Raw genomic sequence first — 14,364 nt, forward strand, 5'->3', positions numbered from 1 at the left:
TGGTTAATCGCTAATGGTCAATGGTTAATCGTTAATGGTCAATGGTCAATCGTTAATCGTCATTGACTGGGCTCCCCATTCCCCACTCCCCATTCCCCACTCCCCATTCCCCACCCCCCATTCCCTATTCCCCATTCCCCACTCCCCTCCGAATTAATTGATGTTAAAGGTTGGGGCGATCGCCAGCAGGGAAGTGTTATCAAGTTGACAATTCATTACCTGTTAATAGAGACATCCATGCCCGCAAAACTCGTCGTCATCGGAGACAGCCTCTCACAAGGATTTATCAGCGGAAGTATTTGCAAAACTGACTTCTCCTATCCTCAAATGCTGGCAGACTGTCTGGGGATACAGGACTTTAGAGTGCCTGATTTTGGTGGAGAAGGGGGCTTACCACTCAACCTGGATCAGCTATTTCGACTGCTGGCTCGACGCTACGGAGCCAAAGTGAGTTGGTTGGAAGTGCCGATGGCTTTGTTAAGCGTTCGCAGCTTCATGGATCGTGTCGAGGATTATTGGGAACGGGGCGAAGGCAGTGAAGCATCACCAACGGGACCCCTGCATCACAATCTGGCGGTTTGGGGGTTTGAGTTGGGTGACTGTGACACACTGACTGAAGCCATTTGTCGGCGAACGATTCCCCGTGACAAGGACGACCTGCTAAACCAGATTCCAGAATTTGCTATGTATCGCACTGCACGGCGAACCCTGAATCCCCAGTTTTTGCCCCAATATGAAGAGTTGTCGCAAATCAAAGCTGCCGAAGCGATCGCCCGTTCTCAAGGGGGCATCGACAATCTGATGTTCTGGTTGGGGGGCAACAATTGCCTCGGCACTGTGGGTAGACTCAAAATCGTCTGGTCACAACTGGCAGATATCAACCGTCTATCGCACGAGCGCAGTGCTACGCTGTGGGTGCCTGAGCACTTTCGGCAATTGCTACGGCGAGTGGCTGACAAAATTTCGGCAATTGGTGCCAAAAATGTCTTCATCGGAACCATTCCCCATGTCACGATTCCCCCAGTGAGTCGCGGCATCTCCCCCGGCAGAACCCCTGACCGGGAACGCTCCGCCGATGGGTATTACGACTACTACACTCACTTTTGGGTCTGGGATAACGATTTTGCCAAAGCCCCTGACCAGTACCCCGCCTTGACTCAAAACGATGCTCGCCAAATTGATCAGGTGATTGACGAATACAACGAGGCGATCGCCACAGAAGCCCAAAAACGGGGTTGGCATGTTGTTGATTTTTGTCGTGCACTCGATCGCCTTGCCTACCGACGACAAAACGGCAGACCCGTCTATGTCTTCCCACCTGAGCTAGTGCAGGCGTTGAAAACAAATCCGGGCACCCAAGATCGCTTTACCGTCGATGGCAAGCCGATCCTGGATACCCGGTATCTCCGAGTTAAATCCGATGCTCCCCCAGGTGAACGTCATCAGGGCGGCATCTTCAGTCTGGATGGCATTCACCCTACCACCGTGGGCTACGGCATTGTCGCTCACGAAGTCTTGCAAGTGATGAAATCAGTCACTCCAGGACAAATCGTAAAACCACTCGACTGGAACAAAATCGTTGCAGCCGATGTCTTACTCAACGACCTACCCGCCAACCTGGAAAGCTTGCGAGACATTCTCGGGTTCCTATCAAGCCAGGGACCCCTCCCTAATCTCATCCGGTCAATCACAGGTGGGTTTGGAGTCAATCAATAGAAGGGATGTGTCAGTTTGGGGGCACCTACAAACCCGCAATGGAGTAGAATCAGCCCCCAGCGACAGCAGGTACAATGCTGACCTCATCTCCAGCATTGAGGGGAGTGTTAGCTCCATCCAGGAAGCGAATATCTTCACTGTTGACGTAGAAATTGACAAAGCGGCGGAGTTGCCCCTGTTCATCACACAAGCGGGCTTTGATGCCAGGAAAACTTTGCTCCAGGGAGTCAAGTAGCTCCGCGATCGTGCCTCCATCGCATTCAATAGTGGCTTGATCACGAGTGAATTTTTGCAGCGGGGTTGGAATCAGAACTTTAACAGACATAACTGAAAGGATGAAGGCGAAAAGATAAAGGATAAAAAATGCTGAATAGGTTAGGACAGAGGAAAGCAGGATAAAGGACAAAACTTTCTTTTCATCCTTTATCCCTTATCCTTCATCCTTAAACCAAGACCTGTTGCCACTCAAGTCGCTCAAGGGTTCTGGAGCGTTCGAGGGCACGCTCAAAGCTGTCAAGCTTGGGTTCGATAGTGAGCGGTTCGCCAATGTAGCCTTGAACCGCTTCCTGAGTCTTCAAGCCGTTACCCGTGATGTAAGCAACCGTGGTTTCTTCAGGGTCAATCTTGCCCGCTTCAGCCAGCTTCTTGAGAACGGCGATCGTGGTGCCACCCGCCGTTTCGGTGAAGATGCCTTCGGTTTCAGCCAACAGCTTCATGCCCTCAATGATTTCAGCATCGGTAACAGATTCAATGTTGCCATTGGTCTTACGGGCAATATCAACGGCATAAACCCCATCAGCAGGGTTGCCGATCGCGATCGACTTGGCAATTGTGCTGGGTTTGACTGGAGTGATGAAATCGCGACCTTCACGATAGGCTTGGGCGATCGGGGAGCAACCTTCAGCCTGAGCACCGCTAAAGCGAACACTCTTCTCATCCACTAAACCGACTTTGATAAACTCCTGGAAACCTTTGTAAATCTTGGTGAACAGTGACCCAGAGGCAAGGGGTGCAACAATGTGGTCGGGCAGTTGCCAGCCGAGTTGCTCTGCCACTTCGTAGCCCAGAGTTTTAGAGCCTTCTGAGTAGTAAGGACGCAAGTTGATGTTGACAAAGCCCCAACCATGGGAGTTTGCCACTTCAGAACAGAGGCGGTTGACCTGGTCATAGTTACCCTGCACAGCCATGACCGTTGGACCGTAAATCAACGTTCCCAAAATCTTTCCGGCTTCCAGATCGGCGGGGATGAAGACACAGCAGTCTAGCCCTGCATGAGCCGCGATCGCCGCTGTCGAGTTTGCCAGGTTGCCAGTGCTAGCACAAGAAACGGTTGTGAAACCCAGTTCACGAGCACGAGTCAGAGCCACCGATACCACCCGATCTTTGAAGCTGAGGGTGGGCATGTTAACGGCATCATTTTTGATATAAAGCTTTTTCAGACCCAGGCGACGGGCCAGCCGATTCGCTTGCAGCAACGGAGTCATGCCAGTCCCCACATCAATGGGGTTGTCACTCAGCACGGGCAAAAACGGACGATAACGCCAGATGGAGTTTGGTCCAGCTTGGATGCTCTTACGGGTCACTTGGCGAGCCAGTGCTGCATAGTCATAAGCGACTTCGAGCGGACCAAAGCAAAACTCACACACATGAATGGCTTTGGGTTCGTACTCTGCGCCACACTCTTTACATTTGAGTGCATTGAAGGTTGCAGCCGTTGACGGAGTTGCGGTTGACAGTTCTAACGCCTGGGTCATGGTTTGGTTTACTCGGATAGCACTTAGTGGACAGGTCGGAACCCCTGGAGTGGAAAGGTTCTCAGCAAAATTAGAAACTTTTTTTATTTTGTTGGGGCTAATCGTAACACGGGTGACAAAAACCCGTCAAACATACCCGACAAATTTTGTCGGGTTTCAATTTATCCCCAGTTCATCAAGCCTAAATCTTCGTTTATCAAGGTTTTTGAATTCCCATTAAGAAACGTGGGATTCGCGATCGCCCCACTCCGCTAAAGTTAAGATTTGTAAAGAATATAGCGAGTTAACTTGACCTGTCCTGAACAGGCTTAAACCCGACTACCAAACCTCAAGCTCAAGTTAAAACCAGGGCAAGCAGTAATCCCCCCTGATGCTGAAACCCATGCAGTTTGTGAACAAAGCGTAGCGGTGTGGTTATAGCTCGTTTGTCGCTGGTCACTGGCACTGGTCACTGGCACTGGTCACTGGCACCTAACCCACCAATGACTAGCGACTGCGATTGAAATCCCCAAGCTAAAAGATTTGTCAGGCAAGCTGCTTCGTCAGATTTCCCCTAATCTTTGCTACGCTTGAGTCATCATTCAGACGGCTTATCTCACCATCAAGAAATGTAATGAAATTAAGAAGTCTCATAAAAATGGGCTGAACCTGACCCAGATGAGTCGAAGAAAAGCGTTATTTCTGATATATCTTATAAAAAGTTAATAATTTACCCTTATTCTCTAATGAGTTTATTAGTTGTAGGTGCCACCGGAACTTTAGGAAGGCAAGTCGTTCGTCGCGCTTTAGATGAAGGCTATGAAGTGCGCTGCTTAGTGCGTAGCTTCAAAAGGGCCGCTTTTCTAAAGGAATGGGGTGCTGAGCTGGTGCAGGGTGATTTATGTGAACCCGACACACTCCCTCCCGCCCTGGCAGGGGTAACGGCTGTGATCGATGCGGCAACTGCCAGAGCGACTGACTCTTTAAGCATTAAAGAAGTGGATTGGGACGGTCAGGTCGCATTGATTCAAGCGGCACAAGTCGCTGGAGTAGAGCGGTTTATCTTCTTCTCTATTTTGGATGCGGAGAAATATCCCGATGTGCCTCTGATGGAAATTAAGCACTGCGTCGAAGACTTTTTGGCGGAGTCAGGTCTACAGTACACCGTCTTGCGCACGGCAGGCTTCCTTCAGGGTTTAATCGGTCAATACGCCATTCCCATCCTGGAAAAGCAAGCCGTTTGGGTCATGGGAGACACCTCAGCGATCGCCTACATCGATACTCAAGATCTGGCTAAATTTGCTGTCAAAGCACTCAAAGTACCGGAAACTGTAAATCGTACTTTCCCAGTGGTTGGCTCTAGAGCCTGGGAAGCCTACGAAATCATTCGCCTCTGTGAACGGTTGTCTGGGCAAGAAGCCAAGGTAACTCGGATGCCTCTAAACTTGCTCCGTAGCGTACGCCGCATTGCTCGGTTCTTTCAATGGACGTGGAATATTGCTGATCGCCTCGCCTTTACTGAAGTCATTGCGGCTGGTAAGCCTGTTAATGCCTCCATGGAGGAGACTTACAAGGTGTTTGGCATTGACCCCAGTGAGGTAACGACATTAGAGGCGTACCTGCAAGACTACTTTGGTCGCATCATGAAAAAGCTCAAGGAGATTGAGTACGAGAAAGAGAAAGCTAAAGAGCGCGAACAGGCACGACGGCAGAAACGCAGCCCCTTCAAGAAACAAAACTAAAAGCATTGGGTTAAGCAGGGCGTAGCATTGGGTTAAGTCAATTGCTGCATCACTTTCGGTAGTTCTATCCCAATGCTGCACCCGTACAGGCAGTTCCGTTTCCTCAGGTCTTAGCACTCTCCTTGACTGATGGCATTTCTAGAGCTAGTGCTCATTCGCCACGCCCAATCAACCTGGAACCAGCAACGACGAATGCAGGGTTGGGGGGATGATGCGTTAACTACCATCGGACAAGACCAAGCCAAGCGACTGGCTAAACGGTTACAAGCCGAATTTCAAGCTCCTACCCACATTTACAGCAGTCCCCTGAGGCGATCGCGCCAAACAACTGATATTCTGCTCTCTCAAATTGAACCCATTCCCGTTGAGTATGCCGATGAATTAAAGGAGTTTCAGAATGGCATCTTCGAGGGATTGACCTGGGCAGAGGCAAAAGCATTGTACCCAGACTTATGTGCCTCGTTAGAAGCCTCACTGGACTGGTTGCCCATCCCTCAAGCCGAGTCATTACGAGAGGGGCGCGATCGCGCCCGACGGTTCCTGCAACACCTTCTCACTCATCATCACAATGGCGATCGCATCTGGGTTATCAGCCACAGTTGGCTGTTACAACAGCTCATTGCCGAACTCTTAGGGTGCGATCGCTCTTGGGGAATTTCTATTTGTAACACCGCTCTATTTGAATTTTGGTTGGATCAATCTCGCTGGCACGAAACTAACCAGAACCCATCTCAAAATCGATGGAACACAACCCTTTGGCAAATTCGTCACTTTAACGACTGCCAACACCTCCACACGACAGAGTTACATTAGAATTAGCAGCAAATATTAATTTTTTAATCTTGCATCTTTTATCTTCATCCGTGACATTTCAAGGTTTTCTATCTTGATCTATCGCAATTCCAAATGGGTTGTGAGAGGCTTATCCCGTCGGGATGCGTTTCTCACAACCCGCTTATCTTACAACTCATTTAGAACTACTATGATTCACACTTGTCATTTATCTATAAAATGCTTGAAAGTAGACCATATCCCGCAATCTTACGCTTGAGTTATTGTTAGAGACAGGAACGACAGCTTCATTTCTTAACCAGACATTGCTCAGGACTTTCTACCGCATATGGTTGGTTTGACTATGGTTGACCCGATTGACGATATCGCCAGACAAGCCCGCCAGGGGAGTGTTTCAGCGATTATTCAAGTCTTGAATGAAAAGTTGGTAGACTCTGGAGTTAGAACCAGAGCAATTTTTGCTGATGGCGTGTTGCAACTTCTATGTGAGGCGGCAACTCCAGAACAGCTAGAACAGACAACTTTAGTCGATCGGATTCGGCAAATTTTAGAGTCGATTCAGCCACGTAATATTCGTCGAATCAACATTAACAGCCGTATTGTGCGGGAACAGCAACTCCTCTGGTTAGAGGAAGTTAACCGTGACCCTGAACACCAATTGCTGTGGTCGCAAGAAATTACTCTGGCTCGGATGAATCCTCTCAAACGCCTGTTTGAGGATTGGTTTGCTGAGAAACCTGAATATGCTAAAACGCTGCCCAAAACCAACCGAGAAAACAAAGCTCAACAACACTTTTGGCGTGGGCTAGTCGGCGGAGTTAGTTTTAGCTTGTTGCTGTTGTTGGTAGGATGGGTTGTTGCAGATTGGATGGGGTTACGACTCGGTTCTCAAATTCAAGCTGTGACGACTCCCACTGATGAAGCCAGTCCTACCCCGGCGGCTCCATCTCAGCCTGATCCCTTTGTTCAAGCGGTGCGAATTGCAGAGCAGGCAGTCGTGGATGGACAATCTGCACAAACCCCCGCAGATTGGTTAGATCTGGCAGCGCGATGGCAACGGGCATCGGATCTGATGGCACAGATTCCACCGGGAGATAGTCGTTATAAAACGGCTCAAGACCGCACTCAGGTCTACCGCCAAAATAGTGAAGTCGCCATGCTCAAAGCTGAACGACAACGCCAACAACCTGCTGCAAACGTAAAACCTTCTCCTAACAACTGAGCTGTATTTCTTAAAGATATGAATATCCGCATTGGTAATGGGTACGATATTCACCGTCTGGTGAGCGATCGCCCCCTGATTTTGGGTGGTGTCAAGATTCCCCATGAGTTGGGTTTGTTGGGGCACAGTGATGCCGATGTGTTAACCCACGCCATTATGGACGCTATGTTGGGAGCGTTGAGCCTGGGCGATATCGGTCACTACTTTCCACCCAGCGACCCCAAATGGAAAGGAGCCGATAGCCTGGTTCTACTGGAGCAGGTCAATCAGCTTGTGCGCTCTAAAGGATGGCAGGTCAGTAATCTAGACTCCGTGATTGTGGCAGAACGCCCCAAGCTCAAACCCCACATTCAAGCGATGCGCGATCGCCTTGCCACAGTGTTACACCTCACCCCCGATCAGGTTGGAGTGAAAGCCACGACCAATGAGCAACTGGGTCCAGTCGGTCGCGAGGAAGGAATCGCAGCGTATGCGATCGCTCTTTTGACTAAAGGGAGTGGGGAGTAGGGAATGGGGAATGGAGAGTATAGCTGTTGTCAGATCAGTGCAATACAACGAACTCCCTTAACTCTTTTGATGGCTTGCCCTGACTATTAACCCTTCCTCCCCACCCCCGACACCCCTTTTCTATTCCCCTCCCAGACGTTTTTTCTTGCGTCCGATATAGTAGAGGTTGGATGTAAACAACCTTTAAGCTCACTATGGCTGTTAATCTGGTTCAAGATGCTGCTGGTAGGCAGTTACCTGCCCAGGATGCACCGTTGCTTAGGCAGGTTTTCGCGGCTATTACGGCAGAAAGTTGCCCAACTTCGTTCAACTTCCATTTACACACAGTTTGTTCGGATGGCAGGCTTCAACCTGAACAGTTGATGGAGCAGGCGATCGCCTTAGGACTCAAAGGATTAGCCATCACTGATCACCACAGCACCAACGGCTATCGTCGAGCACAGCAATGGTTGTCACAACAGTCCTCGATGATTGTGGAGGATGACCACCCCTTGCCTCACTTGTGGACGGGCATGGAAATTAATGCCCTGTTGTTAGACGATGAGGTGCATATCCTGGCATATGCCTTTGATCCAGATCACGAGGCATTGCAACGCTACATGCAACGGGAAACCGCACAGGGTGAATTTTACAAAGCAGACAATATTATCAACGCCATTCATACAGCGGGCGGACTGGCAGTCCTGGCACATCCAGCCCGCTACAGGCGATCGCACTATGAGTTAATTCCAGCGGCAGCCGAAATGGGCCTCGATGGCATTGAAACCTATTATGCTTACAACAATCCCAGTCCCTGGGTGCCCAGCCCCCGACAAACTCAAGAAGTGTATGAACTGGGACGGGTATGGGGGTTATTGCAAACTTGTGGCACTGACACGCATGGTTTGAGTCTGTTACAACGGCTTTAGCCAACCTCCCGTCGTTGATTTAGTAAACCCTGGCTTTTCGGAAGCCCAAATCGACTCGCCAGGTGTTGAACCCCAATTGACCCTAACCGACGGGAACCAGGCGTTCAAGAGCAGGTAACCAGGCAGCAGCCAGGAAACCACCTAACAGACCAAAGAGATGCCCTTCCCAGGAGATTCCTTTTTGCGCGGGAAGGATGCCCAGCAGCGATTGCGAGTAGAAAATTCCTACGAACAGGGAGATTACACTGGTCGTGGTATCTCGTTTGAAGTATCCATATAACAATAAAAAACCCAGGTAGCCAAATACTACTCCACTAGCACCGAGGTGAATGCTGTCCGGTTTGCCAAACAGCCAAACTCCCAAGCCACTAGCGATCGCCACAATGATCGTGACGATATAGAACTGTGTGATTCCCTGAAGCAACACTAACCAACCCAAAATAATGAAGGGCAAGGTGTTGCCAAAGAGATGGTTACCATCGCCATGTAAGAATGGCGCAAGCCCAATACTGAATATTCCACTGGGGTCACGAGGGCGAATTCCTAGATGGTTCAACGTGCCTCCCACCATGACATTAAAGGCAGAAATCCCCCAAGTCACCACGATAAAATCAGCCAAAATATTGGCACGCTCTCGCCAATCCTCTGGCAACCCTCCTGTAAATAGGATGGTGATGCAAACAACGTAGATAAAAATTTGTTCTTGTTTCACCGATTTAGAGTTGCAACATAGGAGCGTAATTCTCTGTACGTCGTAGATGCTCCTCTAAGATAATTCCCCTAAGGAATGCGAATTGCAATTCTGGGGACAGGGGCATGGCATTTGCCATGCCCTTACAGTAAATCATCAGTTGTGCAGGTTGTTTAATCTACGATCCTAAGGCGCAGCAGGAGCGGCAGGCTCAGGCGCGGGCTCAACAGGAACAACCATCGGCGGAGGGGCAGGCTCAGGCGCAGCAGCAGGCTCAGGTGCCGCAGCAGGCTCAGGTGCGGGAGGAGCCGCATCGACTGCTGGAGCAGCACCTTCATCTCCACCTGAGTCTTCACCCTTGGGGGTCGAATCAACGGGTTCTGAATAGTCGCGTTGCTCTCGTTCTCCCCGATCTTGTGACTCAGAGGCAGAAGAATCGTTGCGCTCAGTTTCGTTATCTGATGCCGCGCTTTGGTTGCTGACGCGACGAGGCTTGACTGGGCGCAAATCAATGGTTGCTCTGCGTCCTTCCAGACGGGGTAATTCGGGAAATTCCTCTGCTGGAATTTCATCCACCACTTCCCGCATAAAGTCGTTCCAGGTGCGAGCCGCCGTGCTACTCGCTCCCCAGGTCGGACGGTTGTTATCGTTACCTAACCAAACCCCAGTAACCATTTGAGGAATATAGCCAATAAACCAGAGGTCACGTCTTTCCTCAGAGGTTCCTGTTTTACCCGCCACCTGGCGATCGCGCAGTCGTGCCCGTGCTCCAGTACCACCTTCCACGACTCCCCTCAACATCCAGGTCATGATAGCAGCACTATCCTCATCAACTGCCTGCTTTGGTTCAAAATCGGCTTCGTACAACACTTCCCCATAGCGATTGGTAATGCGAATGATGCCGTGGGGTTCCACATGCCGTCCGCCATATGCCAGGGTGCCGTAAGCACTGGTCAACTCCAGCAAATTCACTTCTGAGGCACCCAATGCCAGCGAGTAAGTAGGCATCAATTCTGATTTGATCCCCATGCGCTCAGCCATCTGAACCACAGGATCAAACCCCACATCGATCAGGGCTTTAACCGCAACGACGTTAACCGAGGAGATTAACGCATCCCGAATTGAAAGGTTGCCTCGATAGCTTCTGCCATAGTTTTGGGGTTCATAGCCATCCACCACAAATTTGGCATCGACGTAGCTCTTATAGGGAGAGAACCCCCCTGCGATCGCCGTGGTGTAAACAAAAACTTTGAAGGTAGAACCGGGTTGTCGCAAAGCTTGTGTTGCCCGGTTAAATTGGCTCTTATTAAAATCATCGCCACCCACCAGAGCCTTAATTTCGCCTGTTCGGGGGTCGATCGCCACCAGAGCCGCCTGGGTGAAATTTTGCCCAGGACCGTAGTTTTTGATCGCGTTGATCACCGTCTCCTGAGCTTGCTGCTGCCACTCTGGATTCAACGTCGTCTCAACTGTTAACCCACCCAATTCCAGGTCTTCTTGCGAGACGTAGTTAGGCAGCTGTTGCTGAATGTAAGAGGTGAAATAGGGAGTGCTGCTGTAGAGGTTTCGGGGGGTGCTGGGTTTTAGGGTTAAGGGGGCAGCAACAGCTTGATCCATCTCTGCCTGGGTGATGAACCCTGTCTCAACCATACGAGCCAACACAATATTGCGTCGCTGGCGAGCAACTTCCAAATTGACTAAGGGTGAGTAAGCACTGGGGGCAGGCGGCATTCCTGCAATCATCGCCATCTCTGACAAGGTCAAGTCGTCTACAGGCTTACTGAAATAAACCCAGGCAGCATCCGCTACACCGTAAGCACCCGACCCCAAATAGACCAGATTGAGATACCGTTCCAGGATTTGCTCTTTGGTCAATTCTTCTTCAATCTTTTGAGCCAGCAATGCTTCTCTTAATTTGCGATCGAGGCTGCGATCCTGGTCAAGAAAGACGATTCGAGCCACCTGCTGGGTGATGGTGCTCCCTCCTTCAACGACTTCTCCAGCCGAGACATTGGCGACCACAGCACGGGCGATCGCCTGGTAGTCAACCCCCGTATGCTCATAAAAGTTCTGATCCTCAGAGGCAATAAACGCCTCTACCAGCTGAGGTGGGATCTGGTCAAACGATAGCTTTTCGCGAGTGGCGGGTCCTAACTGCTGCAAAACTGACCCATCAGCTGCCTTGATTGTCAAGGTTCCATCTCGCACAAAGGTCAACACTTCGGCTGTATCCGGCAATTCACCCCGAATCCGATTAACCGCGTCGTAGGCAGACACCGCGCCACCCCCAACACTGGCACTCACACCCAAAATCACCCATACCCACCACCGTTGATAAATGGGTTTGCGGCGGCGGGGAGGTCTTTGAGTACCGGGTTGCGGTGTCTCTGGAGAGGAGGTTTTGCGAGATACCGATCCAGGCTGCCTCGGCAACTGAGGAGGTGCAGACGATTCAACAAACCCGTTTCCATCTTGTAGATGGTTGGTATTCGGCGTTCCATTAGATGCCCCGTGATTGGACTTACGAGAGGCAGAGTTGCCCCTGGTGGAGATCGCTTTGAGCCTTGAGATAAAATCTGTCACGTTAGTTCCTCACACACCAACTGGGGCTAACAGAACCCCAATTCTACGACTTAATTGCTTCGTGCATTTGTAACGGGATCACAGAGTCTACACCCACTATAGATAAACCGATAGCAGTTCACACTATAAACTACGTCAGGGATCGTTAACTTTCACCACAAAACACTACCTGGCTTTACATGCCATCAACAGGTTATCAAACCCCGGCGTGACCAAGGGCTAACGCTGTCACTAACATGCCCAATACCAGAAAGGGTTGAGCACTGGCTTGATACTTCACATCGTTTTCTATCGGATTCCGCAAAAAGTACATATCTTGAAATGTAATTTGCGGGATGATGAGCAGGATCAGAATGGTCGCATACAGATTCTGACGAATGCCGATCAGATAGGCAGCCACACCAGACTGGAAGATATCAATCATTAAGACACAGATCCAGGCGGCGGCAGTAATGCCAAACATCACAGGCAGTGATTTCAACCCAAGTTGGCGATCGCCCTCCACACTTTTGAAGTCATTGACGACCGCAATCCCCAGACCAGAGAGGCTGTAGAACAAGGTCAACAGCACAATTGTGGGGTTGAGATCACCAAACAGCGCGTGTCCTGTCCACCAGGGCAAGGCGATGTAGCTGGCTCCCAACGCATAGCAACCCAACCAACCATTCTGCTTTAGTTTCAGCGGTGGAGCGGAATAGATGTAGGAGAGGAAGGAACCCCCGATCGCCAATACTGTAATCGTTGGGAACTCGTGCCCTGCCCAGACATCCAAAGCGTAGGCGATCGCAATCCCCGCAATCAGCAGAACCCAAATTTGGGTGATTACCTGGGGAATGGAAATCGCTCCGGAAGGGATGGGGCGGTAGGGTTCGTTAATCGCGTCGATCTCGCGATCGTAATAGTCGTTGAGAATCTGGGTATACCCGGTCAACAGAGGTCCTGCCAGGAACATACAAGCCGCTGAGATCAGAAAGTTTTCCAGAGTCCAGGTGTAATGCCCCGACGAGGCAGCACCACAAATCACACCCCACATCAGCGGAATCCAGGTGATCGGCTTCATCAGTTGCAGGCGAATTTTCCAGATCGAAGTTTCACCCGCTTGTGCCCCTTTCATGCCCAACAGTTGCCGTGTCTTGGCACTGCGATCGCCCTTAGAGGAAGGCTGTTCAGCATTACTGGTCGGCATAGCTGTAACCGCATCTGAGGAAACGCCTGAATCAGGCATGGAGGAAGGAGAGGGAGACTCAGACATGAGAACTATGGCTCTGTTACGAGTAGGGTGTGCAAATAGAGTGGGTCAACCGTCTAGATTACCGCTAATTGTGAAGCATTATGAAATAATTTCAAGTTTCTAGCCATCTCAAAACGAAATGATGAGATAGCCATCCTGAAATTTAGCCCCGGTCACCTGCCGACCACTCAACTCTGGCGGCAAAAAGATATTGCGTCGCTGATCGCCCGCCTCAATTGTGACTTCAGGCCCGTACTGGGTAAGTTTTACCTGCTTCTTATCAAACCCTGGTAGAAACAATGCAACTTTTCGCTCGGCAATGTTAGTAGCGATCGGGCGAGGCACTTGAGTCGCCTGAGTAAAGTCCGGTAACGCATTCATCACCGTTTGCCAATCTCCCTCTGCGCGAGTCGGCACAGTGGCAATAGGGAGCGGATCAAACTCCGACTGCAACCCATCGATCGCCATTGATTGATTGAGCACCACCCCTCCAACCGTCACACCCACCTGTTGAGCACTACCCCAGAGATATTTAGCGGTTGCCTGAGCAGCGCGATCGCCCGTCGTCACGAGATAAGCCGCCACTCGATTTGGATCAGCCACCGCTGCCGTTCCCTGTGCCAAAATGTTGTTCACTTGCTGAGCCGCAGGCTGATTAAACACGTCTCCTGACCAATTCACATTGAGAACGGCACTGGCAACAGGTTGAATAAAGGGAGAGATCGTCTTACCCAGATCTGAATCTGCAAATACCTGACGAAAGCGACGAATATACCAGCTTAAAATTTCGGGCATTCCCAGCATCCGTAGCGTTGCCTGGTCACCCGCCCCATCGTAAACAATCACGTCATAGCGATCGCTGGCGTCATATTCTCGAATGGCGTTCAGGATCAGCGCACTGTCCATCCCCGGCAAGACCCCCAGTTCTTGACCATACACTGCCTTTAGAAATGGCGTGCGGAGGTACTGAGCCTCCTGCTGTTTCAGGTCTTCCCAACTCCGCTCCAGCAGAACCGTCGTCTGCAATTGCACCACATCCAACCCCGTTGCCACGGTCTGAGGCTCAGCACTCAACGGAGTTTCCCACAACAAACTCAACGCAGGGCTGACATCCTGACCTGCAAACAAAACTCGTTTCCCCTGAGATGCAAACCGTTTCGCCGCCGCGATCGCGATCGTGGTGCGCCCCGTTCCCCCTTTGCCCAAAAAAGTCAAGATAAAACTCATTCCGATTGACCT

13 protein-coding genes are annotated in these 14,364 nt (G+C 50.6%); 7 read left to right on the plus strand and 6 right to left on the minus strand.

What is annotated here, in order from left to right; all coding sequences use genetic code 11:
• Positions 1-34 precede the first annotated feature (34 nt).
• Together H6G89_RS36020 and H6G89_RS30900 are read left to right on the plus strand one after the other, a co-directional pair.
• A complete protein-coding gene (locus H6G89_RS36020) occupies positions 35-157 on the plus strand; it encodes a hypothetical protein (RefSeq protein WP_255519556.1) in 123 nt (40 codons plus the stop codon).
• An 80-nt stretch (positions 158-237) separates the two neighbouring features.
• Positions 238-1,716 (plus strand): SGNH/GDSL hydrolase family protein, encoded by a 1,479-nt coding sequence (locus H6G89_RS30900; RefSeq protein ID WP_190513866.1) that lies wholly within the window; start codon positions 238-240, stop codon positions 1,714-1,716.
• Positions 1,717-1,765: 49 nt separating this feature from the next.
• On the opposite strand, the gene H6G89_RS30905 is transcribed toward H6G89_RS30900, so the two are convergent.
• Complete coding sequence (locus H6G89_RS30905; RefSeq protein ID WP_190513867.1) at positions 1,766-2,041, minus strand: MoaD/ThiS family protein; 276 nt, start codon at positions 2,039-2,041, stop codon at positions 1,766-1,768.
• Positions 2,042-2,159: 118 nt separating this feature from the next.
• Positions 2,160-3,470, minus strand: a complete 1,311-nt coding sequence (gene thrC / locus H6G89_RS30910) for a threonine synthase (RefSeq protein WP_190513868.1) — start codon at positions 3,468-3,470, stop codon at positions 2,160-2,162.
• Positions 3,471-4,195: 725 nt separating this feature from the next.
• Here thrC and H6G89_RS30915 point away from each other — a divergent pair.
• The 5 genes from H6G89_RS30915 (at position 4,196) to H6G89_RS30935 (ending at position 8,620) form a co-directional block, all read left to right on the plus strand.
• A complete protein-coding gene (locus tag H6G89_RS30915) occupies positions 4,196-5,191 on the plus strand; it encodes an SDR family oxidoreductase (RefSeq protein ID WP_190513869.1) in 996 nt (331 codons plus the stop codon).
• 129 nt (positions 5,192-5,320) lie between these two features.
• Positions 5,321-6,004 carry a histidine phosphatase family protein gene (locus H6G89_RS30920; RefSeq protein ID WP_206758116.1) on the plus strand — a complete coding sequence of 228 codons (684 nt, stop codon included), beginning with the start codon at positions 5,321-5,323 and terminating at the stop codon, positions 6,002-6,004.
• 322 nt (positions 6,005-6,326) lie between these two features.
• Entirely contained in the window at positions 6,327-7,205 is an 879-nt protein-coding gene (locus H6G89_RS30925; protein WP_190513870.1) for a hypothetical protein, read from the plus strand.
• 18 nt (positions 7,206-7,223) lie between these two features.
• The gene (gene ispF / locus H6G89_RS30930) at positions 7,224-7,712 is read left to right on the plus strand and encodes a 2-C-methyl-D-erythritol 2,4-cyclodiphosphate synthase (protein WP_190513871.1); all 489 of its coding nucleotides are present in this window, start codon (positions 7,224-7,226) and stop codon (positions 7,710-7,712) included.
• A 194-nt stretch (positions 7,713-7,906) separates the two neighbouring features.
• Positions 7,907-8,620, plus strand: a complete 714-nt coding sequence (locus H6G89_RS30935) for a PHP domain-containing protein (RefSeq protein WP_190513872.1) — start codon at positions 7,907-7,909, stop codon at positions 8,618-8,620.
• Positions 8,621-8,702: 82 nt separating this feature from the next.
• Here H6G89_RS30935 and H6G89_RS30940 read toward each other — a convergent pair whose 3' ends face one another.
• From H6G89_RS30940 to H6G89_RS30955, 4 genes are all read right to left on the minus strand, one after another.
• Positions 8,703-9,332, minus strand: coding sequence for a rhomboid family intramembrane serine protease (locus H6G89_RS30940; RefSeq protein ID WP_206758117.1), 630 nt, complete (start codon positions 9,330-9,332; stop codon positions 8,703-8,705).
• 165 nt (positions 9,333-9,497) lie between these two features.
• Positions 9,498-11,894, minus strand: a complete 2,397-nt coding sequence (locus H6G89_RS30945; protein WP_190513873.1) for a transglycosylase domain-containing protein — start codon at positions 11,892-11,894, stop codon at positions 9,498-9,500.
• 196 nt (positions 11,895-12,090) lie between these two features.
• Positions 12,091-13,146, minus strand: coding sequence for a chlorophyll synthase ChlG (chlG, locus tag H6G89_RS30950; protein ID WP_190513874.1), 1,056 nt, complete (start codon positions 13,144-13,146; stop codon positions 12,091-12,093).
• 108 nt (positions 13,147-13,254) lie between these two features.
• Positions 13,255-14,352, minus strand: a complete 1,098-nt coding sequence (locus H6G89_RS30955) for a Get3/ArsA fold putative tail anchor-mediating ATPase NosAFP (RefSeq protein ID WP_190513875.1) — start codon at positions 14,350-14,352, stop codon at positions 13,255-13,257.
• Between the last annotated feature and the right edge of the window lie 12 nt (positions 14,353-14,364).

This window comes from Oscillatoria sp. FACHB-1407, assembly GCF_014697545.1.
Taxonomy (GTDB): Bacteria; Cyanobacteriota; Cyanobacteriia; order Elainellales; family Elainellaceae; genus FACHB-1407.

Bases quoted from the DNA above. Each gene is read 5' to 3' on its own strand.
- H6G89_RS36020 (WP_255519556.1), top strand. From the start codon at position 35: ATGGTCAATGGTCAATCGTTAATCGTCATTGACTGGGCTCCCCATTCC.
- thrC (WP_190513868.1), bottom strand. From the start codon at position 3,470: ATGACCCAGGCGTTAGAACTGTCAACCGCAACTCCGTCAACGGCTGCA.
- H6G89_RS30900 (WP_190513866.1), top strand. From the start codon at position 238: ATGCCCGCAAAACTCGTCGTCATCGGAGACAGCCTCTCACAAGGATTT.
- H6G89_RS30905 (WP_190513867.1), bottom strand. From the start codon at position 2,041: ATGTCTGTTAAAGTTCTGATTCCAACCCCGCTGCAAAAATTCACTCGT.
- ispF (WP_190513871.1), top strand. From the start codon at position 7,224: ATGAATATCCGCATTGGTAATGGGTACGATATTCACCGTCTGGTGAGC.
- H6G89_RS30925 (WP_190513870.1), top strand. From the start codon at position 6,327: ATGGTTGACCCGATTGACGATATCGCCAGACAAGCCCGCCAGGGGAGT.
- chlG (WP_190513874.1), bottom strand. From the start codon at position 13,146: ATGTCTGAGTCTCCCTCTCCTTCCTCCATGCCTGATTCAGGCGTTTCC.
- H6G89_RS30935 (WP_190513872.1), top strand. From the start codon at position 7,907: ATGGCTGTTAATCTGGTTCAAGATGCTGCTGGTAGGCAGTTACCTGCC.
- H6G89_RS30920 (WP_206758116.1), top strand. From the start codon at position 5,321: ATGGCATTTCTAGAGCTAGTGCTCATTCGCCACGCCCAATCAACCTGG.
- H6G89_RS30915 (WP_190513869.1), top strand. From the start codon at position 4,196: ATGAGTTTATTAGTTGTAGGTGCCACCGGAACTTTAGGAAGGCAAGTC.
- H6G89_RS30955 (WP_190513875.1), bottom strand. From the start codon at position 14,352: ATGAGTTTTATCTTGACTTTTTTGGGCAAAGGGGGAACGGGGCGCACC.